Source organism: Actinoplanes sp. CA-252034, assembly GCF_050956125.1.
In the GTDB taxonomy this organism is placed as follows: domain Bacteria; phylum Actinomycetota; class Actinomycetes; order Mycobacteriales; family Micromonosporaceae; genus Actinoplanes.
The window spans coordinates 2,292,691-2,311,955 of the sequence record NZ_CP191846.1 but is presented as its reverse complement, the minus strand read 5'-3'; the positions used below and the strand labels follow the sequence as shown (position 1 = coordinate 2,311,955).

Sequence of the window (19,265 nt, the reverse complement as noted above, 5' to 3'; positions counted from 1 at the left end):
ACTTCAGCCCTTCCATTGAGGGGGTCGGTTCTCGGCGTACGCGCGGATGCCCTCCTGAGCGTCCGCGGAGCCGATCACCTCGCCGGCGATGTCGGAGAGACGGTCGAAGGCCTCCGCGGCGCCCCAGTCGCGGTGTTCGTCGACGATGCGTTTCGAGAGCAGTACAGCCAGGGGCGCGTTCGCGGCGATGTCCCGGGCGAGCCGCAGCGCGGTGTCGAACGCTGCGCCCGGTGACGTGACGCGGTTGATCAGCCCCAGTTCGTGCAGCCGGCGCGCGGGCATCGGCTCACCGGTCAGGGCCAGTTCCAGGGCGGTGCTGCGGGGCAGGCTCCGGGCGAGCCGGAGCACCCCGCCGGCTGCGGCGACCAGGCCGCGCTTGACCTCGGGGATACCGAAGACGGCGTCCTCCGCGGCGACGATCAGATCGGCGGCCAGCGCCAGCTCGCACCCGCCTGCCAGGGCGGCACCCTCGACGGCGGCGATCAGGGGCTTGGCGGGCGGCTTGGCGGTGATGCCGAGCAGGCCGCGGCCCTCGGTCACCGGGTACTCGCCGCGGGCGGCGGCCCTGAGGTCCATGCCGGCGCTGAACACGGTGTCCGAGCCGGTCAGGATCGCCACCCGCGCGTCCGGGTCGGCCTCGAACGCGTCGATCGCCTTCTCCAGAGCACGAGCGGTGGCCAGGTCGATCGCGTTGCGGACCCGCGGCCGGTTGAGCCGGAGGACGGTGACCGGCCCGTGCCACTGGACGATCAGCGGCGGCTCGGGCGGCGCCGGCAGCTCGGCCCGGGAGGCGTCGGAGGCGTCGGCGAGGACGAGGGCCGTACCGGCGAGGTCCACCCAGCGACCCACCAGGTCCGCGATCTCGGGAACGGGGGCAGCCTCGTCGCCGGCGCGGAGGAAGGGGTCGTCGGTGAGGCGGAGCACGACGCGGTCGCCGTCCGGGGTGAGCGCGGTGATGATCGTCGCCTCGGGCGTGCCGTCGCGGCGGTAGGGGACGGTGTAGGCCTCCAGGACCGCCGGCCCGGTCCAGGAGCCCAGCGCCCGGCGCGCCGGCGGCCGTGACAGCCGATGGTCGACGTCGATGTCGCGGTACTCCGAGCGCGGCGGGCGGGCCGACAGGACGGTCGCGGCGTGCTTGGTCAGATACCAGCCGAGGGCGGTGGCCAGGCCGAAACTGTCCGGATCGGATCGCAGTAGGGGCACCAGGTTGGCGATCGCGTGACTGGAGTAGTTGTTGCCCGGACCACCCGCGAAGGTCAGCCCGCCGGTCACGGTCAGGGGCCGCGCCGGGTCGTCGACCGGGAGCCCGAGCTCGAGGGCGGCGATCTGCACGGCGGACGGGAAACAGGCGTACAGGTCGATGTGCTCGACGTCGTCGATCCCGACCCCGGCATGCCCGAGGACGGCCGCACCGATCGCCTTGATCGCGGGAGAGGCGGCGAGATCGGCACGCTCGGTGACATACCACTCGTCGGTGGCGTGCGCACCGGCGTGCAGGAACACCCACCGGTCCTGGTCGATCCCGGCCTCCTGCGCGGCCGCCGCACTGCACACGATGATGCCGGTTCCCTGGTTGACCTGCACGTTCGCGGTGAGCAGCTTCGGGTAGGGCGCGGAGATCATCCGGTTGGCGGCGGTCGGCTCGGCCAGTTCGGCGGCGGTGTGCACGACCGGTTGCCAGGCGTGCGGGTTGCCCGCGGCGATCTCGGAGTAGCCGGCCCAGAGGCGGGTGATCCGCTCCCGATGGTCGGCCGGGCTGAGCCCGAGCCGCGCGCGGACCGCCGACTCGATCAGGGCGTAGAGGTGGATCGGGGCGACCAGGCCGGCCGCGGTCTCCGGGTCGTTGTTGGCCGGGGCGTCGCTGCCGACGGTCCGGCCCGGTTCGGTGCCGTCCGGCTGCCGGGGCCAGTCCAGGTCCCGGCCGGCCCGCTCGGCGGCCGCCGCGGTCGAGGCAGCCTCGGCGCCGCCGACCAGGGCGATCGACGCGTGACCGGAAGCGATCGTGGCGGCCACGTCGTTGAGCAGTCGCAGCGAGCCGTCGCCGCCGAAGATGGTGGTCTGCGCGGTCCGTCTCGGGGTGGCGCCGACCGCCCCCGCGATCAGCGCGGCGCCGTCCGGGTATTGCCACGAGACGCTGGCGACGTACCCCACGAGGTCTGCTCTTCGAAGGATCTCCGGGGTCCTGCTGTCGTCGGCGGCGAGCCGCAGCGCCCGCACGGCGAGGGAGACCGGGTCGCCGCCCGCGGGCTCGGTGGATCTGTCGGAGACCTGCCCGACCCCGACGATCACCGGCGTCCAGGCGTCGATCTCCTCGCCGGTGCGACCGAAGACGATCGGCGCGGGCTTGGGCCCGGGCGGTGGACCGGCGGCGGCGCGCGACGCGCCCGCCGGGGAGCCGGGCCGGGACGCGGCCTCCGCGGGGCCGGGCTGCGATGCGCTCGAGGACCCCGCGGTGGCACGACCGGACGACGCCCCCGCCTCGGCGACGAGTCCGAGCTCCTCCAGTGACTTGCGCATGGCGTCCCCGAGATTGCGGGCGACCATCGCTCCCAGCGGACCCTCCGCCGACCCGCCTTCGAGCCCGCCGTCGAACCGCACCACCGACCGGCCGGCGGCCGGCGTCACCGACAGGTAGAACCCGACCGTGATGCCCATCGGCGCCGTGCCCTCGAACCAGACGGCCCGTCCCGGTACCACGCCGACGACCGTCCAGCGGACCTCGCTCGGCACCCCCATCAGCCTGATCCGCTGCCGGAACCGCTCCCCCTCGGCGAACGCGGCGGGCGGCCCGTCGATCCATCCGGCGTGCTGGAGCACCCAGTCCGGCATCCGGGCCGGGTCGGCGAGCACCGCGAACACCCGCTCCGGCCCGGCCGCGACGGTGACCTGGACGCTGCACGGGTGAGCGAACCGGCGGGGTGGTTCGACCGCCGCCGGCGGCGCGGCCGGTTCGGGGCGGGCCCGGCTCAGCAGGCTCCCGGCGGCGGCGCGCACGACGGCGAGCCCGGCCAGGAGCCGGGGTGGGACAACAGCGGGCATCGACGCTCCCCTAACAGTCTGACGTGACGGTAAGGGGGTGACCTGGGTCACGGCAATAGCCTGCCGATCACTGAGAACAACCTGTATGGACGCAACTAACAGTCAAGCCGTACGGTAAGTGCCGTGAAACGAACGCAGGCACAGCGCAGTGAGGCGACCCGGGGCAGGATCCTGGAGGCCACCGTGCAGTGCCTGGTCGAGCGCGGCTACGCCGAAACCACCACGGCCGAGGTGCTGGCCCGCGCCGACGTGCCCCGCGGCACCCTGCTGCACCACTTCCCGACCAAGGCGGATCTGCTGGTCGGCGCGGTGCAGTATGTTGCGGGCCGCCGCGTCGAGGCGCTCACCGCCGAGCTCACGGCGATCCCGCCCGACGCCGACCGGCTGGACGCGCTGATCGACATCATCTGGCGGCACTTCTCGTCCCCGCTGTTCTGGGCGGCGCTGGAGTTGTGGAACGCGGCTCGCACCGACGCCGAGGTGCGCACCGCGCTGCTGCCGGTCGAGAAGGAGATCTTCGCCGTCCTGCACGACCGGGCCCGTACGCTGCTCAGCGAGAGCTCGCCCGGCGATCCCCGCGTGCCGACCGTGGTCGAGTTCAGCTACGAGGTGCTGACCGGGCTCGCCATGACCGGCATCGTCAGCGGCGACCTGGGCCGCCGGGAGCTGCTCATCCGCCGCTGGAAACGCGCGGCCGCGATCCTCCTCGGCCGCCGCGATCCGTCCACCCTCGTCGAACGTGCCCGCTCAAAGGAGAGTTGATGTCCGACACCCCGGAACGCCTCGCGCTCGCCGACGCGATGAAGCAGTTCGTGTCCCGCGAGATCCACCCGCACCTGGGCGACTGGGAGCGGGCCGGCGAGATCCCCCGTGACGTGCACGCCCGCCTTGCCAAGGCCGGTCTCTACGGGATCGGGTTCGCCGAGGAGCACGGCGGCGACGGTGGCGACAGCGTCGACACGGTCATCGCGACCGAGGCGTTCCTGGAGGCGGGCGGCTCGTCCGGCGCGCACGCCTCGATCTTCACGCACGGGATCGCGCTGCCGCACATCATCGCGTCCGGCGACGAGAGCCTGATCGACCGGTTCGTCCGGCCGACCCTGGCCGGGGAGATGATCGGGGCGCTCGGCATCACCGAGCCGGAGGCCGGGTCGGACGTGGGCTCGCTGCGCACGACCGCGGTGCGCGACGGCGACGTGTACGTGGTGAACGGCGCCAAGATGTTCATCACCTCCGGGGTCCGGGCCGACTTCGTCACCACCGCGGTGCGTACCGGCGGGCCCGGCGCGTCCGGCATCAGCATGCTGGTGATCGAGAGGGGCACACCCGGTTTCACGGTGTCACGCAAGCTCGACAAGATGGGCTGGCTCTGCTCGGACACCGCGGAGCTGTCGTTCGAGGACTGCCGGGTGCCGGTGGCCAACCTGGTCGGCCCGGAGAACTTCGGGTTCGCGCTGATCGGCCAGGCGTTCGTGTCGGAGCGGATCATCGCGGCGGTGCACGCCTACTCGGTGGCCCAGCGCTCGCTCGACCTCACCCTGGCGTACGCCCGGACCCGGGAGACCTTCGGCCGGCCGTTGATCAGCCGCCAGGTGGTCCGGCACAAGCTGATCGACATGCGGATGCGGATCGACCACTCCCGCAGGTACACCCGCTGGGTGGCCGAGCGCCACGCGGCCGGTGAGGCGATGATCGGCGAGGTCTGCCTCGCCAAGAACGCCGCGGTCGAAGCCTGCAAGCACGTCGTCGACGAGGCCGTCCAGCTGCACGGCGGGATGGGCTACATGCGTGAGTCCGAGGTCGAACGCAACTACCGGGACACCCGGATCCTCGGCATCGGCGCGGGCGCCACCGAGATCATGACCGACCTGGCGGCGAAGATGTTCGGCTACCAGTGAGCGCCCTGATCAGGGACGGCCATCGCCATGCGGTCCAGAAGGCTGATCGGAAGCGGTCGGCGCGGCCTGGATCAACGCGTCGATCAGCTTGTCGATAGTGCCCGGAAAGGCCGAGTTGTACATCGACGGCAGGTGCTCGCGAACGAGGTGGACGTTGGGGTAACCGTCGGCGGGCAGCGAGGTGTAGACCCGGGACCACGCCTCCTGCTCGGCCGCCTCCTGCTCCTCGGTGAGCTCGGCGGCGTCGACCGCGGCCACGGCCAGCACGGTGTCGACGAAGTCGCGGTAGTGGCGGACCGCGTCGGCGGGCGCGAACCCGGCGCTCAGCATGATCCCGATGCCGGTGTCGACGACCCGCATCTCGTGCGGCCCGGCGGTGACACGGATCGCCCGCAGATGCGCGAGCCTCGGGTGCAGCCGCATCGAACGGCGCAGTGAGGCGGCCAGGTCGCGCAGCGAGTCGGCCCAGTGCTCGCGCGGCACGAACTCGGCGAACGCGTCACCGATCAGCCGGTCGGCGAGGGCGAGCAGCAACGCGTCCATGTCGCGGAAGTAGCGGTAGACGGCGGTCGGGTCGGCGCCCAGCTCGGCACCGAGGCGGCGGACGCTCAACTTGTCGCCGCCGGGCGCGTCGATCAGGCGCAGGGCTGTGTCGACGATCATGTCCGCGGTCAGCACGACACCGGTGCGGGTCTTCCGGCGTCGGGCCCCCACGCTGCGCACACGTTCCACTCCAGGCACCCCACCACCCTAGACTCCTCTTATGTCAACGCATTGACATAAGCATGCGGGGGGCGGTTTCATCTGTTCACGAGATCTCCAATCGGCCGACACCCGGGAGATCTCGAGAGAGTTGAAGGGACTCACCATGGCGGCGACACCCCCGCTTACGATCTGGCACTCCGCACCGACGAGCAGCGCATCCGCAAGGCCCTGGACGGCGCCGCTCGTACCCCGTTCTGGCTGGAGGACCCGGGTCGGCCGGCCCCCCAGCCGGCGCTGAACGGCTCCACCGAGGCCGACCTCCTGGTCGTCGGCGGCGGTTACTGCGGGCTGTGGACGGCACTGATCGCCAAGGAGGCCGACCCGTCGCTGGACGTGGTGCTGGTCGAGGGCAACGAGATCGCGTGGGCCGCCAGCGGGCGCAACGGCGGCTTCGTCGAGGCCAGCCTCACCCACGGCACCGAGAACGGGCGCCGGCACTTCGCCGACGAGCTGCCGATCCTGGACGCGCTGGCCGCGGAGAACTTCGCCGGCTTCGAGGCCACGCTGACCCGGCACGGCATCGACGCCGAGTTCCAGAAGGAGGGCGTCCTCGCCGTCGCCACCGAGCCGCACCAGGTCGACGAGCTGCGCGAGGCGGTCACCGCAAGCACCACCTTCTACGAGCGCGACGAGCTGAGCGCGCTGGTGAAGTCGCCGCTCTACCGGGCCGGGCTGATGCAGCACGAGGGCGCCGCGCTGGTGCACCCGGCCAAGCTGGCCTGGGGCCTCAAGGCGGCCTGCCTGCGCCTGGGCGTGCGGATCTTCGAGAACACCCCGGTCACCGACATCAAGGACCAGGGCGCGACGGTACGGGCGGCGACCTGGGCCGGGAGTGTCCGGGCCCGTAAGGTCGCGCTGGCCACGAACGGCTTCCCGTCGCTGCTCAAGCGCAACCGGCTGCTGACCGTGCCGATCTACGACTACGTGCTGATGACCGAGCCGCTGACCGCCGCGCAGGTCGAGGAGATCGGCTGGACCAGGCGGTTCGGCATCTCGGACACCTCGCGGCAGTTCCATTACTACCGGATGACCTCGGACAACAGGATCCTGTGGGGCGGCTATGACGCGGTCTACCACAAGGGCGGCGCGATCCGGCCCGAGCACGACCAGAACCCGGAGACGTTCACCCGGCTCGCCGACCACTTCCTGCGGACGTTCCCGCAGCTCGGCGACGTGAAGTTCAGCCACGCCTGGGGCGGCATGATCGACATGTGCACCCAGCTGGCCGCGTTCCAGGGCCGGGCCATGGGCGGCAAGGTCGCCTACAGCAGCGGGTTCACCGGGCTGGGCGTGGCCGCCACCCGCTACGGGGCGACCGTCATGCTGGACCTGCTGGACGGGAAGGACACCGTTCGTACCCGGGTGAAGATGGCCAAGAGGAAGCCGCTGCCGATCCCGCCGGAGCCGGTCCTCTACCCGGCCGTGCAGGTGATCCGCAACGCGATCGCCCGCTCCGACCGCAACGGCGGCCGGGACGGTCTCATCCTGAAGGCAGCGAACGCCTTCGGCTTCTCCTTCGACTCCTGAGGCCCCGCGGGCCGGTCCTCACGAGACCGGCCCGGCGGCCCGGAAGCCCGGCTCCACCTCGCGGATGCAATGCTCCGCGTCCTCCGCCGACACACCGCGGGCGGTCAGCGCCGCCATCGCCTCGGCCGGGCGGGCCCCGCCGTCGACGACGCTGATCCCGCCACCGCCACCCCGCACCAGATGTATCCGATACCGCGCGCCGGTCCACTCCACGCGTGCCGCGGTCACCGGCCCCTCCGCTAGATCACTCATGGGATCAACCTACCGACCCCGTATCCGGCGCTCCGCACCGAGCCGCCAGTCAGCCGAACGGATGAGCCGCGCCCCAGCGGCCCCACGCGCCCCGCGACCGCGGCGCCGGCCGCACCCGAAACCGGGTCCGGGCACAGGCATGCCTCTGACGTCGGGAGTGCCTAGCCGAGCAGCGCGCCGAGAAGACCCCGCAGGGCCCGCTCGAAGAGGTCGCTGCGGGGCACGCCCGGGTCGGCGAAGGCGGCGATCAGATGGGGGTACGCCGTGAGGTCGAGCCCGCTGAAGGCCGGAGGTGGAGCGGCGCGTTCCTGGCGGACGAAGAGCGTCACGACCCCGGTCATCATCGCGAGCGCCTCGAACTTGGCGGCGCTCGCGCACCGGACCGGCTCGAGGACGCGCAGGCAGTGGTCGAACCAGGCCAGTCCCTCCGGCCCGATGCCGCTGGGCCGGGTGAGCAGGTCGACCAGCCAGGGGTGCCGCCGGTAGAGGCCGAGTTGCCGGCCGGCCAGTTCGAGCAGCGCGTCCATCGGGTCCGTCAGCGGCTCGGGATAGGGCCGCAGCTCGCCGATCACTCGGTCGGTCATCAGGTCGAGCAGGTCGTCCCGCGACGACAGGTAGCGGTAGAGGCTGCCCGCGCCGGTGCCGAGCGCACCGGCGACCGCCCGCATCGAGACCGCGGGCAGCCCGTCGGTGTCGGCCAGTGTGACGGCCGCCGCCACGATCTCGTCGCGGCTGTGACCCGGCTGCGGTCCACGGCTGCCGCGTTCCGGTCTCGACCAAATCGGAGGTGCGTCGCTCACGTGCACTACTGTAAACTGCGAACAGTGTTCGCGGTTTATTGACGGAGGGTACCGAGATGATCGAGATGAGAGACGGGGCGAGGATTCCGCTGCACACCGTCGGCAGCGGGCCGGATCTCGTGGTGGTGCACGGCGGCGGCGTGACCATCGACATCTACCGGCGGCTGGCATCGAGGCTCGCCGACCGGTTCACCGTCCACCTCTACAACCGCCGGGGCCGGGCCGACGCCCCGCCGCGCAGTGTGCCCTACTCGATGCAGGAGGACGTCGACGACCTGCGCGAGGTGCTGGCGCACATCGGGGCGGTCAACGTGCTCGGGCACAGTGGCGGCGCGGTCGTCGCGCTCGAGGCGGCCCGGCAGCAGGTGCCGATGGAGCGGCTCGCGGTCTACGACGCGCCGGTGCAGGTCGACGGCCTGTTCCCGGTCGGCTGGCTCCCCGCGGCACGGGCGGCGGCACAGGCGGGCGACACGGCCCTCGCCCTGGCGCTGACCGGCGCCGGGCTCAACACCCAGTCCTCGGCGGGCAGATTGCCGGTCCGCATGCAGGTGGCGATCACGAAGATGTTCCTGCGCACGCCGATCGGGCGGACGATGGGCGAGCTGGTGGCCATGACCCTGGACGAGTCGGCGGCGATCGACGAGCACTGCGGCCCGGCCACCCGGTGGGCCGGCATCACCGCCGAGGTGCTGCTGGTGTGCGGGGCGAAGGGCCCGCCCTACTACCCGAAGATCCATCGGGCGCTCGCCGGGGCGATACCGAACGCCCGCACCATGGAGCTCCCGGGCAGCCAGCACGACGGCCTGGCCCGGGCGACCCCGCGCATCGTCGAGCCGTTCGCCGAGTTCTTCGCCCGCCGCTGACCCCGGCGGCCGTGACTCGGCCCGCGATTCCCGCCTCGTGACCGCACTGCGGCACGGCCGTCGCCCGGCCCGCGATTCCCGCCCTCATGACCACGCTGCGGCACGGCCGAGCCCGTCAGCCGACCTCAGCGCGGTCACGAGGGCACCGAAAGGCGGCCGAGCGACGGCGACCCGACAGAGCACGACGACGGCAACCGGAACAGCGTCCGAGTGACGGCGGGCGGGACAGCGCCGGAGCGCCGGCGTCCTGAACTGAATCGCTTCAGGACGCGTGGCTGCCCTCCCGGGGGCGCCGGACCGAGTGGTCGCCGGGATGCCCCATGAACAGGGAGCAGTCCAGTTCGTCGCGGTTGACGACGGCAGCGGCCTGGCGGCCCGGACACCAGGTGTACGGGTTGACCTCCGAAGCGCTGAGCGTCCACTGGATCCACCACATCGTCGCGTCGACCTGCTGGCCGAGAGCGGCGTGCGAGCCTTCGTGGCCCAGCTCCAGCTCGCAGCCCAGCTCGGACTGCACGCTCGGCGCCTCGGCCGGCAGCGCATCGAAGAAGGCCAACTGTGCCGCGTCGAGTGTGACACGGGCGGGACAGTTCACCGGGTCCTCACGATCAATCGACATGCATACATGGGTTCCCTGGATGCGACTGCCCTACACCGATTCACTGAACCGGTTTTGTGAGCGCGGCCGACAGCCCACGCGACGCCTGCCGGACTATCGGCTCCGGGCGGCAGCGGTCCACGCCTCGCTGACGCAGCTCTCCTCGTACTCCCACCAGCCGTCACGTGCGCCGGCCCGGAGCACCCGCTGGACCCCGGCCAGGTCGGCGACCGGCGGCACCTCCAGGGCGACCAGGCCGTACTCCTGGATGCCCTCGCCGGTCACGCCGAACGGCTCGAACGTGTCCAGCACCCGCTGGTGGGATCCGTGCAAGGGGCCGCTGCGGGACGGCACGACCCGGATCGTGCAACTGCCGGACCGTTCGAGGTGCTCGGCGGCCCACAGCACGCCGCTCTCGTCGGCCTCGACCCGGACCAGGTCGCCGCTGGCCACGCCGCGCACGAACCAGGGCACGTTGGTCAGCCGCACCACGCCGTCGCCGACCGTCTCGGCCCAGAGGCTCTCCACCTCGACCGGCGGCCAGTCGTCACCGTCACGCGGCAGATCGAAATGCACCTCGACCGCTGCCATCGCCACCCCGTACCGACTTCGCCCGTTCACACGGAGACGTAGTGTCCCAGAAGATCAGGCCACACCGGCCTCGGGCGTACGGGTGAGAGCGAGCCATTCGTCGCGGGTGATCGCATACTCCACCTCACCCTCCTCGGATCCCGGGATCGGCGGGTAGTCCGGGAAGAACGTGCGCTGGTACCGCAACCCGGCCTTGGCCATCACCGCCCGCGAACCGGCGTTGACGGTCATGGTCTGTGCGATGATCCGGCTCTGCCCGGCCGTCTCGAAGCCGTGCCGCAGCAGCTCCCGGGACGCCTCGGTGGCCAAGCCCCGGCGCCAGTGCCGCCGCGCCAGACGGTAGCCCAGCTCGGCGACCGACTCCCCCGCGGCCGGTGGAAGCATCATGATGCCGATGAAGTCGTCACCCTCGCCGAACGCCGCCCAGTAGCCGAGGCCGTCCACCCGGCGGCCCAGTTCCATCCGCCTGGCGTGGAACTCGGTGACCTCCTCCCGGGTACGGGGCCGGCCGTCGAGGTATCGCAGCACCTCGGCGTCGGCGTCGAGCTCGACCTCCAGTTCCAGGTGCTCGTCGCCGAGCGGGATCATGAGCATCCGCTCGGTACGCAGGACGGGTTGCGGCATCCGCCCACGATCACACAGCACCTCGGGACGTGCGACGCAATAACGGGGTGCGGGGCACGACGTACCCCGCACCCTGCTCACTCGTCGCAGATGACGCCGTTGCGGTCGGCGTCCAGTCCCTGCCGGTCCCGGGCGGCGACCCGGATGTTCTCGTAGCCGCGTTCGCGCAGCCAGGCGCATTTGTCGGTGACGCCCCGCGGGAACCGCACCGGGATGCACTGCGCGATGGTGCCGTAGTTGCGGTCGCAGCCGTCGACCGTCGGGGCCACCTTGACCGGAGCCGTCGGCTTTCGTTTCGCCTTCTGCCGGGTGACGCCCGGCTGGGCGGCGAAGGTCTGCACGAACGGCGCCGGGGTGGCGTGCTTGCCGGGCTTGGCGGGCGCGCCCGTGGCCTCGGTCTGCCGCGCCCGGGCCTTCTTCTCCGCGGCCGCCGTGGACGCGGCCGGGACAGCGGACGGGCTGACCGGCGGCGCCTGCTGTGCGACCACCTCGGTCGCACCGAACCGGGCCGGCTCCCCGTCCGTGGTGAGCGCCCACGTGGTGCCGCCCACCAGGGCGACCGCGGCCAGGCTCAGTGCGGCGATACGTGTCCGGGTCATCCGACCTTCACCCACTTCGCAACCGACGGGACGCCGTTGGTGCCGACCACGAACAGCATGTACCAGCCAGGGGGCGCCAGATTGGGATTGCTGGTCAGGTTGAGGCTGATCGAGTTGCCGGCGACCGTCATCGGCAGGTCGACGAACCGCTGGTTCGGGTCACTGGAGTGGGTCACGGCGGCCGGGCGGATCAGCTCGGCCTTCAGGACCGGCCCGTCGACGGTGATCGTGTTCGAGCTGCCGTAGGCCCAGTTCGGCGTGGACAGTCCGGTGATCTGGGGCCGGGCGCCCTTGAACAGGTAGGGCGGCGAGTAGACCGACACCCGCATGTCGAACGTGCCGTTGCCGGGGTTGTCGCCGACCGCCATCACCCGGCCGTCGGGCAGCAGGAACGCCGACGAGTGATAGCCGCGCGGCACCGGGTCGGTGGCCATCCCGGCGGTGAACGTGTTGGTGGCCGGGTCGTACATGGACGCCTCGTAGACGGGGTCGGCCCGGTTGTGCAGCGCGCCGCCGGTCTCGAAGACCTTGCCGTCCGGGAGCAGGACCGCGGAGACGTACATCTTGCCCTGGTCAGCGGTCTGGGCGACGCCGCCGGTCATCGTGCCCGGCGGGATCTGCGGCCCGGCGGTGTAGACCGGCGACGGCTTCTTGAGGTCGATGATGTCGGTGAGCCGATGGGCGTCCGGGTTGGTCTCGTTGTTGCCCCCGCCCATGGTGAGGACCTTCTGGTCCTGGGCCGGCGGCAACAGCACACTCATCGACTGGTCACGCTCGTCCTTCTTGCGCAGGCCGTTGACCGGCGTGATGGTCGCGCTGTCGTAGTCGTAGATCGAGGCGCCGGAGCCGGACAGGCCGTTGCCGAAGACGTGGCTGCCGGTGTAGAAGAGCCGTCCGTCCTGCATCAGGATCATCGACGGGTAGAGGCCCCAGAAGCTCCAGGTCTGCTTCGCCTCGCCGACGCCGAGCCAGCGGCCCTCCGACTCGTCGAAGTACTGGGTGAGCACGGTGCCACTGGAGTCCTCACCGAGGCCGCCGAGACTGACCACGTCACCGTTGCCCATGATCGTCGCCGACGGGTACCAGCTGCCGCCCGTCATGTCGTTGACCCGCTGATAGGACCGTGCGACCGGATCGAAGACATACGAGTTCTTCAGTCCCTTGTAGCCGTGGCTGCCGTCCGCGGCCGAGTACTCCTTGTTGCCGCCCATCACCAGGATCCGGCCGTCCTTGAGCTGCACGTGACCGGCGCAGAACAGGTCCTCGGGGGTGGGCACGGCGGTGAACGTGCCGGAGCCGGGGCGGTAGATCGCGGTCTTGAACGACTTGGCGGCGAACGCCTCCGGGTCGTTGCCGGAACCGGCGATCAGCAGCACGTCGCCGTTGCGCAGGACCACGGCGTGGATGGCGCGGACCGTCGACTCGAACGGCATGACCTGCCAGTCGCCCTTGACGCACTTGTCACCGGCGCTGCACGACGTGCCCGGCGCCGTCTGGGTGGCGTCCACCATGGTGTAGTCGTCGGTCTTCAGGGTGCCGTTGCCGTAGACGGTGACGCCCCAGACGATCTGGTCGGTGTTCGCCGGGATCTGCGGGGTCCGCACGGTCTGCCTGGTCCACGTGCCGGTGACCGGCAGCGTGGCCAGGTCGGTCCAGTACACCCAGCCCTGCGCGACGTCGTGCCGGAACACGGTCATCACCGTGTTCGGGGTGGTCGTCTTGTACCAGACCGACAGGTCGTACTGGTGGCCCGGCGTGACGTTGGGCGCGCACGAGGTGTCCTCGAGCATCATCGCCTTGCGGTCGCCCTCGCCGGCGTTGGTCAGGGTCACCGCCATCGACCGGGCGCCGCTGTGCGCGTCGCTGCTGATCTCGAAGGTGTGGCCGTTGTTGCCGTAACCGGACTTCTCCCAGCAGACCGGGAAGCCGTCCGGGGCCATCGACTCCAGACCCGGGTTGGCGATCAGGTTGGCGCCGGCCGTGGCCGGCCGTTCCGGCAGGGCCAGGAACAGCAGCAGGGACAGCACCAGCAGCTGGGCCAGGTGGAGCCGGTTACGCCGGCTCATCAGGGGACGTGACGGGGTCATGACTTCTTCCCGGCGAGGTAGATCAGCCTGTCGGAGATCAGGAAACGGAGGACGAAGGACGCGACCAGAGTCAGCAGATTGCCGACCAGGACGCCCAGATTCAGGACGCTGACCAGCACCGTCAGCAGTGGGATGCGCAGCACCAGGTCGGCGTTGCCCATGAGGAAGAACCGGCTGAACCGGCTGAGCGGGCCCCGGTTGCGGTGCTTGCGGTAGAGCAGCGCGTCGGTGAGGACGAAGTTCCAGATCACGGCGACGACATTGGCCATCACCGCGGCGGCCGTGTAGTGGACCTCGGTGAGGTGCAGCAGTGCCCAGAGCACGGCCTGGTTGGGCAGCAGACCGGAGATCCCGATCAGTGCGAACGCGAGCATCCGCAGCCGGCCGGGGCCGATCCGCAAGCTGGCGAGGTGCTTCAGGAAGCGGATGCCCTCGGCGGCGGTCGACTTCGACTCTCCGGCGTGGCGGGCCTGGAAGCCGTAGGGCACCTCGACGATCCGGCCGGGCCGGTTGCGGACGATCAACTCGAGCAGGATCTTGTAGCCGAGCGGCCGGAGCTCGCCGGCGTCCAGCGAGCTGGCCCGGATCGCGAACAGGCCGCTCATCGGGTCGCTGACCGACAGCAGGCTGTTCCGGAACAGCGTCTTGACCAGGAGCGTCGAGCCGCGGGACACCATCCTGCGGTAGCCGCCGGCCAGACCACCGGTGTCGCCGCCGTGCGCGTACCGGCTGCCGACGACCAGGTCGGCGCCGTCGCGCAGGCCGGCCGCGATCAGGTCGGGCACGATCTCCGGCGGGTGTTGCAGGTCGGCGTCCATCACGACGATCCACTCACCACGGGCCAGGCGCATGCCCTCGACCACGGCGCCACCGAGCCCACCCTCGCCCTTCTCCCGGTGGTGGATGGTGATCGCCATCGGGAAGTTCCGGGCGGCCTGCTCGATCACGGCCGGGGTGTCGTCGGTGCTGTCGTCGACGAACACGATCTCGGTGTCGTCGTGCGGCAGCGTGGCGGCGAGCCGTTCCAGGAGAGCGCGGATGTTGTCGCGCTCGTTGTAGGTGGGCACGATGACGCTCTGCAGCAGCGTGGAGGGCAGCGGGCCCACCCCGATCTCGCCGGGCAGCACCGCCCGGGTACGCCCGGAGCTGCGGTACCGCTCCAGTGACAGGGTCTTCTCACCGGGCGTGACGGTGGCCTGGTGCGGCATTCCGACGGCCGCCCGGCCATGTGCCTGGGTGGTCATGGGTTCTCCTTGTCGATCCGGCGGATCTCGATGCGGCCTTCGCCCTCGCCGAAGCCGGCGGCCACCGTCGAGTTCGTCAGCAGGGTGTTCACCGCGGGCAGTGACTTGGAGTCACCCCGCAGCGCGGGTGTCGAGACCAGGTAGTCGACGTCGCGCCAGCCGTTCGGCAGCCGGGCCGCGACGGCCGGGTCCAGGTCGAGCTTGTAGAACCAGATGGTCCGGTCCGGTTGGTAACCGGCGTCGACGCATTCGAGCCAGAGCACGTCGTCGAGCACGATCGTGGTGTTCGCCCGGTCCGGCACCCGCTCGCGCAGATAGCGGGCGGCGGACACGTATCCGTCGTGGTAGTCGGCGGTCAGTGCCAGCCGGTTGCCGGCCCACCAGCGCGGGGCGACGACCGTCGCGGCGAGCAGCACGAGGACGGCCGGCAACGCCAGGCGCGCCAGCCGCTGCCGGGCCGGCATCACCCGGACCGCCAGGTCGAGCACGCCGCCGACGGCGATGGCGAAGAACGGCAGGAGCTGTACCACGTACATGACCGGCAGGTGGCCGCTGGGACGACAGGCGATCAGCACGAGGATGGCGCCGGCCACCGCGGGCGGGCGCAGGCGGCGCACGAACAGGCACACGACGGTCGCGACCAGACCACCGGCCAGCAGGTACGGGTCGTGGTCGAGCCAGGACGCGACCAGCTTCGCCGCGATCGACCCCTCGGTGAAGACGCTGCCGCTGCCGGCCCGTGAGCCCAGCTGGAACTGCCAGGCGCCGATCAGCGACACGTGGTCGGCGCCGGGGAAGAGCTCGCCACGCAGTAGCGCGTACAGCGGGTAGAACGCACCGACCAGGACCAACCCGCTGGTGTAGCCGCCGACCGCCCAGGAGCGGGTGGTGCTGCGCGCGGTGTGCTGCCAGAGCCCGAGCACGACCGCGGGCAGTGTCACCAGCATGGTCTCCTTGCTCAGCACCCCGATCGCGGTGGCCGCGCCGGCGGCGGTGAAGTGCCACAGGTTCCGGCGTGGCGACAGCACCAGGGCCAGTGCGGCGAGCATCCACACCACGGCGAACGTGTCCAGGTAGACGCCCCGGTACATGACGACGGTGATCGGTGACAGGCCGAAGGCGAGCAGGGCGGCGGCGGACGACCACACGGCCATGCCGAGGCGCCGGCAGATCACGTAGACCAGCAGCACGACCGCCGCGATCACCGGGAGCATGGCGATCCGGCCGGTGGTGGCGACCGTCGAGCCCTCGGTCCCGAACAGGCCGGGGATCCAGGAGAGACCGGCGAGCTGGATCCAGGCCAGCGGTGGGTGGTCGTACCAGTAGGTGTAGTGGGCCAGGCCGTGCCCGTTGGCGACCGCCCACGCCTGTGCGAGGTAGGTGCCCTCGTCGTCGTTGACCATCGGGTACCCGCTGATGTTGACGCCCAGGACGGTGAGCACCAGCGTGGTCAGGGCACCGGCGAGGAGTCCTTCGCCGCCGGCGATCGCGCGTCGCCGTACCCCCGTGGGCTTCTGAGGGTGATCGGGCGCCGGAACCCGCGGCCGGGTCGTCTCGACGATCGAGCCCCGCGCCTTCGGAATGAGCGCGGTCGTGGTGGTCTGCTGAGGTTCACTGGTCGTCGTCATGCGGCACCGGCCTCGGCGTTGGCGTTCTGGAGGTGGGCGCCGACGTGGGTGGTCAGCTCCCAGTCGCGGCGCCCGCTGTACTCGCGCCAGACGGCACGCAGCGCGGCGACGCTGAGCAGCAACGCGTAGGGGAACGCGCCGAACAGCAGCCAGGCGTAGTGCAGCGGCCTGATCCGGAGGCGGTACTGCTTGCCGAAGTCCCGCAGGCCGATGGCCTGGAAGACGATGTTGGCGGCCATCGGCACGAACGGGACGAAGGTCGCCAGCGCGATCCCGACCGGCAGCTCGGCCAGGACCCCGACGGCGATGCCGATCGGGATGGCGACACCGGAGAACGCCTGAAGGAACGGGCCGGTCAGGGTGTATCGGGCCAGCACCCGCTGGCGCAGCGGCAGCCGCCGCCACTCGCCCTTGCGCAGCACCTGCAGGAAGCCCTGGTTCCAGCGGGTGCGCTGCTTGAGCAGGCTGCCGACGGTGTCCGGGGTCTCCTCGCGGGTGACCAGGGACGCCTCGTACGCGACGGTCACCTTGGCGCCCCGGCTGGACAGCCGCACCCCGAGGTCGCAGTCCTCGGCCAGGCAGGTGCCGTCCCAGCCGTTGGCGGTGCGCAGCACGTCGGTGCGGACGAAGACGGTGTTGCCGCCGAGCGGGATGAAGCCCTTGTCGGCGTGCAGGTGCAGGCGGCTGCGGAACCAGAAGAAGTACTCCAGGCAGTTGTGCAGGCTGAACCAGCTGGAGTGGAAGTTGATCAGCTGCACGCCACCCTGCACGACGTCGGCGCCGGTCGACCGGAACGCGTGGTCGACGTGCTCCAGCAGGTGTGGGTGCACCTGGTCCTCGGCGTCGAAGACACCGACCACGTCGCCGCGGACGAACGGCAGCGCGGTGTTCAGGGCACGTGGCTTGTTCTTCACCTCGTTGTGGTCGGTGACGACCAGCACCCGGCCCGGCGCTCCCGCGGCCGCGGCGTGGGCCACCGCCGCGGTGTCCGGGTCGTCGTGGCCGACGATCACGATGATCTCGTAGCCCTGGTGGGTGGAGCGGAGCAGGCGCTGGATGGTGTGCTCCAGCACGGCCTGCTCGTGCCGCGCCGGCAGCAGCAGGGAGAAGGTCAGCCGGTGGTCACCGTCCGGCTCCGCGAAGCGGGTCGCGGCAAGCGTCTCCGGGGTTCGCCACGCGTGCATCGTCCACCAGAGAGTCACCGCCGCGAACGTGGCGAGCACGAGGGAAATAAGGATCATGACGGCGGCAGCCAAGGTCGTCGCCTTTCAGCAATGAGGGAATTCGACTCCAAGAATGGAGCGGCCCGACCATATCGCGAACGTCGGCGAACTATTCAAGTCGATCTCGCTGATTCCCGCTTTCCGGTGAGTTGTTTCGATTTCGTTTCTCTCGAACAACGGTCGGATCGGCGACAAATACCATTCCGAGAATCGCTTCCGGGTACGCGAGACAGCCCGGCGCAAGCGTCAGGACGCGACCGGGCGGCGGCCGCCGGGACCGCTGAAAGAACATAAGTCACGTCGGCTCTTTCCCGCGTCACGCGTCCGAGGGAATGACCGCGAAATCTTCTGGAGAATGCACCATGCGCCCGATTTGCCGACTATTGCAGTATCTGCATGTCTTGATTGTCATAGTTGCTGGGCGTAATTGATCTCCAGGAGCAAGATGAGCCCGTCCCTCTCTCTTTGGAGCACAAGATGCTGGACTCAACGCTTCGCCGTCGGTCACTCTTCGCCGTCGGCGGTGCACTCGCCGGATCCGTCGCCCTCGCTCCGGCCGCCCACGCCGCCCACCACGCCGGCACCCCGCTGGAGCAGCTCCTGGCCGGCAACCGCCGGTTCGTCACGGGCCACGGCCGGCACCCCCACCAGTCCCCGGCCCGGATCCGGGAGATCGCCGCCGGTCAGCACCCGTTCGCGGTCATCCTGGGCTGCGCCGACTCCCGGGTCGCCCCGGAGATCCTCTTCGACCAGGGCGTCGGCGACCTCTTCGACAACCGGGTCGCCGGCAACATCATCGACGACCTGCTGCTCGGCAGCATCGAGTACGCGGTCGAGGAGTTCGCCCCGCCGCTGATCGTCGTGCTCGGGCACGAGCGCTGCGGCGCGGTCTCGGCCACCCTCAACGCCATCAGGACCGGGGGCGAGGCCCCCGGTCACATCGCCGCCATCGTGGACGCGCTGCGCCCGATCGTCACCCCGTTCGTCGACGACCCGGACGGCGTGGACAAGGCGGTCTCCGCAAACGTCCGCGCCCAGGTGTCAGCGCTGGTCACCCGCAGTGAGATCGTCGCCCACAGTGGAGCGCGGGTGGTCGGCGCCCGTTACGACCTGGACACCGGCACGGTCACGGTGCTGTAGACGGCCTCCGGCTCGCAGAGACCGGTGAGGGCCAGAGCCTGCCGCACATGGCCGGCCGCGTTGACGATGTCGTAGCCGTGGCCGCCACGCATGGCGCGGGTGTAGCCGATCAGCAGCAACTCTATGCACTCGCTGCCGATCGTCTCCGCCCGCGCCATGTCGATGATCACCCGGTGACCGCGGCGGCCGGAGGCGAACGCGTCCCGCATCCCGGCGCGAAGGACCCGATGGGCATCCCGGTCGAAGGCGCCGATCAGGTGCAGCCGGATGGTGGATCCGGTCCGGTGGTTGGTTCGCTCGATCTCGTACCGTGGGTCGGTCATACCTGAAGTCGTACTCGCAAAATGTGTCCGGCAGCCGAAATCCCGATGACACCGTGACCGAGCC

The 19,265-nt window shown here is 70.8% G+C and carries 18 protein-coding genes; 5 read left to right on the top strand and 13 right to left on the bottom strand.

The window, feature by feature from the left end:
• Positions 1 to 3 precede the first annotated feature (3 nt).
• Positions 4 to 3,039, bottom strand: a complete 3,036-nt coding sequence (locus tag ACQPZW_RS10485; RefSeq protein WP_433794636.1) for a type II toxin-antitoxin system Rv0910 family toxin — start codon at positions 3,037 to 3,039, stop codon at positions 4 to 6.
• A gap of 123 nt (positions 3,040 to 3,162) precedes the next feature.
• Between ACQPZW_RS10485 and ACQPZW_RS10480 the strand changes: the two genes are divergently transcribed.
• Together ACQPZW_RS10480 and ACQPZW_RS10475 are read left to right on the top strand one after the other, a co-directional pair.
• The gene (locus tag ACQPZW_RS10480) at positions 3,163 to 3,801 is read left to right on the top strand and encodes a TetR/AcrR family transcriptional regulator (RefSeq protein ID WP_433794635.1); all 639 of its coding nucleotides are present in this window, start codon (positions 3,163 to 3,165) and stop codon (positions 3,799 to 3,801) included.
• The gene (locus ACQPZW_RS10475; protein WP_433794634.1) at positions 3,801 to 4,937 is read left to right on the top strand and encodes an acyl-CoA dehydrogenase family protein; all 1,137 of its coding nucleotides are present in this window, start codon (positions 3,801 to 3,803) and stop codon (positions 4,935 to 4,937) included. Before ACQPZW_RS10480 ends, ACQPZW_RS10475 begins: the two co-directional genes overlap by 1 nt.
• 9 nt (positions 4,938 to 4,946) lie before the next feature.
• On the opposite strand, the gene ACQPZW_RS10470 is transcribed toward ACQPZW_RS10475, so the two are convergent.
• A complete protein-coding gene (locus ACQPZW_RS10470) occupies positions 4,947 to 5,669 on the bottom strand; it encodes a TetR/AcrR family transcriptional regulator (protein ID WP_433794633.1) in 723 nt (240 codons plus the stop codon).
• A 90-nt stretch (positions 5,670 to 5,759) separates the two neighbouring features.
• Between ACQPZW_RS10470 and ACQPZW_RS10465 the strand changes: the two genes are divergently transcribed.
• On the top strand, positions 5,760 to 7,229 hold the full coding sequence (locus ACQPZW_RS10465; RefSeq protein ID WP_433797501.1) for an NAD(P)/FAD-dependent oxidoreductase: 1,470 nt from the start codon (positions 5,760 to 5,762) through the stop codon (positions 7,227 to 7,229).
• An 18-nt stretch (positions 7,230 to 7,247) separates the two neighbouring features.
• Here the strand turns inward: ACQPZW_RS10465 and ACQPZW_RS10460 are convergent, their stop codons facing one another.
• On the bottom strand, positions 7,248 to 7,481 hold the full coding sequence (locus ACQPZW_RS10460; protein WP_433794632.1) for a hypothetical protein: 234 nt from the start codon (positions 7,479 to 7,481) through the stop codon (positions 7,248 to 7,250).
• Between the two features lie 161 nt (positions 7,482 to 7,642).
• Positions 7,643 to 8,281, bottom strand: coding sequence for a TetR/AcrR family transcriptional regulator (locus tag ACQPZW_RS10455; RefSeq protein WP_433794631.1), 639 nt, complete (start codon positions 8,279 to 8,281; stop codon positions 7,643 to 7,645).
• A 56-nt stretch (positions 8,282 to 8,337) separates the two neighbouring features.
• Here ACQPZW_RS10455 and ACQPZW_RS10450 point away from each other — a divergent pair, with 56 nt between their 5' ends.
• The gene (locus tag ACQPZW_RS10450) at positions 8,338 to 9,144 is read left to right on the top strand and encodes an alpha/beta fold hydrolase (protein WP_433794630.1); all 807 of its coding nucleotides are present in this window, start codon (positions 8,338 to 8,340) and stop codon (positions 9,142 to 9,144) included.
• A gap of 262 nt (positions 9,145 to 9,406) precedes the next feature.
• Here the strand turns inward: ACQPZW_RS10450 and ACQPZW_RS10445 are convergent, their stop codons facing one another.
• The 8 genes from ACQPZW_RS10445 to ACQPZW_RS10410 form a co-directional block, all read right to left on the bottom strand.
• The gene (locus tag ACQPZW_RS10445; protein WP_433794629.1) at positions 9,407 to 9,763 is read right to left on the bottom strand and encodes a hypothetical protein; all 357 of its coding nucleotides are present in this window, start codon (positions 9,761 to 9,763) and stop codon (positions 9,407 to 9,409) included.
• Between the two features lie 93 nt (positions 9,764 to 9,856).
• Complete coding sequence (locus tag ACQPZW_RS10440; protein ID WP_433794628.1) at positions 9,857 to 10,333, bottom strand: DUF4265 domain-containing protein; 477 nt, start codon at positions 10,331 to 10,333, stop codon at positions 9,857 to 9,859.
• 54 nt (positions 10,334 to 10,387) lie between these two features.
• A complete protein-coding gene (locus ACQPZW_RS10435; RefSeq protein WP_433794627.1) occupies positions 10,388 to 10,957 on the bottom strand; it encodes a GNAT family N-acetyltransferase in 570 nt (189 codons plus the stop codon).
• Positions 10,958 to 11,034: 77 nt separating this feature from the next.
• On the bottom strand, positions 11,035 to 11,556 hold the full coding sequence (locus ACQPZW_RS10430; RefSeq protein ID WP_433794626.1) for a hypothetical protein: 522 nt from the start codon (positions 11,554 to 11,556) through the stop codon (positions 11,035 to 11,037).
• The gene (locus tag ACQPZW_RS10425) at positions 11,553 to 13,643 is read right to left on the bottom strand and encodes a galactose oxidase-like domain-containing protein (RefSeq protein ID WP_433794625.1); all 2,091 of its coding nucleotides are present in this window, start codon (positions 13,641 to 13,643) and stop codon (positions 11,553 to 11,555) included. Before ACQPZW_RS10425 ends, ACQPZW_RS10430 begins: the two co-directional genes overlap by 4 nt.
• Entirely contained in the window at positions 13,640 to 14,887 is a 1,248-nt protein-coding gene (locus ACQPZW_RS10420; protein ID WP_433794624.1) for a glycosyltransferase, read from the bottom strand. Before ACQPZW_RS10420 ends, ACQPZW_RS10425 begins: the two co-directional genes overlap by 4 nt.
• Entirely contained in the window at positions 14,884 to 16,515 is a 1,632-nt protein-coding gene (locus ACQPZW_RS10415) for an ArnT family glycosyltransferase (protein WP_433794623.1), read from the bottom strand. The genes ACQPZW_RS10420 and ACQPZW_RS10415 overlap by 4 nt, the downstream gene beginning before the upstream one ends.
• On the bottom strand, positions 16,512 to 17,756 hold the full coding sequence (locus ACQPZW_RS10410; protein ID WP_433794622.1) for a glycosyltransferase: 1,245 nt from the start codon (positions 17,754 to 17,756) through the stop codon (positions 16,512 to 16,514). Before ACQPZW_RS10410 ends, ACQPZW_RS10415 begins: the two co-directional genes overlap by 4 nt.
• A gap of 459 nt (positions 17,757 to 18,215) precedes the next feature.
• On the opposite strand from ACQPZW_RS10410, the gene ACQPZW_RS10405 reads away from it, so the two are divergent.
• Complete coding sequence (locus ACQPZW_RS10405; protein WP_433794621.1) at positions 18,216 to 18,878, top strand: carbonic anhydrase; 663 nt, start codon at positions 18,216 to 18,218, stop codon at positions 18,876 to 18,878.
• On the opposite strand, the gene ACQPZW_RS10400 is transcribed toward ACQPZW_RS10405, so the two are convergent.
• On the bottom strand, positions 18,842 to 19,201 hold the full coding sequence (locus tag ACQPZW_RS10400; RefSeq protein ID WP_433794620.1) for an STAS domain-containing protein: 360 nt from the start codon (positions 19,199 to 19,201) through the stop codon (positions 18,842 to 18,844). The two genes, ACQPZW_RS10405 and ACQPZW_RS10400, sit on opposite strands and share 37 nt — an antisense overlap.
• Positions 19,202 to 19,265 lie beyond the last annotated feature (64 nt).

Excerpts from the sequence above, each read along its gene's own strand:
- ACQPZW_RS10485 (WP_433794636.1), bottom strand. The coding sequence starts at position 3,039 with ATGCCCGCTGTTGTCCCACCCCGGCTCCTGGCCGGGCTCGCCGTCGTG.
- ACQPZW_RS10475 (WP_433794634.1), top strand. The coding sequence starts at position 3,801 with ATGTCCGACACCCCGGAACGCCTCGCGCTCGCCGACGCGATGAAGCAG.
- ACQPZW_RS10460 (WP_433794632.1), bottom strand. The coding sequence starts at position 7,481 with ATGAGTGATCTAGCGGAGGGGCCGGTGACCGCGGCACGCGTGGAGTGG.
- ACQPZW_RS10450 (WP_433794630.1), top strand. The coding sequence starts at position 8,338 with ATGATCGAGATGAGAGACGGGGCGAGGATTCCGCTGCACACCGTCGGC.
- ACQPZW_RS10445 (WP_433794629.1), bottom strand. The coding sequence starts at position 9,763 with ATGTCGATTGATCGTGAGGACCCGGTGAACTGTCCCGCCCGTGTCACA.
- ACQPZW_RS10440 (WP_433794628.1), bottom strand. The coding sequence starts at position 10,333 with ATGGCAGCGGTCGAGGTGCATTTCGATCTGCCGCGTGACGGTGACGAC.
- ACQPZW_RS10435 (WP_433794627.1), bottom strand. The coding sequence starts at position 10,957 with ATGCCGCAACCCGTCCTGCGTACCGAGCGGATGCTCATGATCCCGCTC.
- ACQPZW_RS10430 (WP_433794626.1), bottom strand. The coding sequence starts at position 11,556 with ATGACCCGGACACGTATCGCCGCACTGAGCCTGGCCGCGGTCGCCCTG.
- ACQPZW_RS10425 (WP_433794625.1), bottom strand. The coding sequence starts at position 13,643 with ATGACCCCGTCACGTCCCCTGATGAGCCGGCGTAACCGGCTCCACCTG.
- ACQPZW_RS10420 (WP_433794624.1), bottom strand. The coding sequence starts at position 14,887 with ATGACCACCCAGGCACATGGCCGGGCGGCCGTCGGAATGCCGCACCAG.
- ACQPZW_RS10415 (WP_433794623.1), bottom strand. The coding sequence starts at position 16,515 with ATGACGACGACCAGTGAACCTCAGCAGACCACCACGACCGCGCTCATT.
- ACQPZW_RS10410 (WP_433794622.1), bottom strand. The coding sequence starts at position 17,756 with ATGATCCTTATTTCCCTCGTGCTCGCCACGTTCGCGGCGGTGACTCTC.
- ACQPZW_RS10405 (WP_433794621.1), top strand. The coding sequence starts at position 18,216 with ATGCTGGACTCAACGCTTCGCCGTCGGTCACTCTTCGCCGTCGGCGGT.
- ACQPZW_RS10400 (WP_433794620.1), bottom strand. The coding sequence starts at position 19,201 with ATGACCGACCCACGGTACGAGATCGAGCGAACCAACCACCGGACCGGA.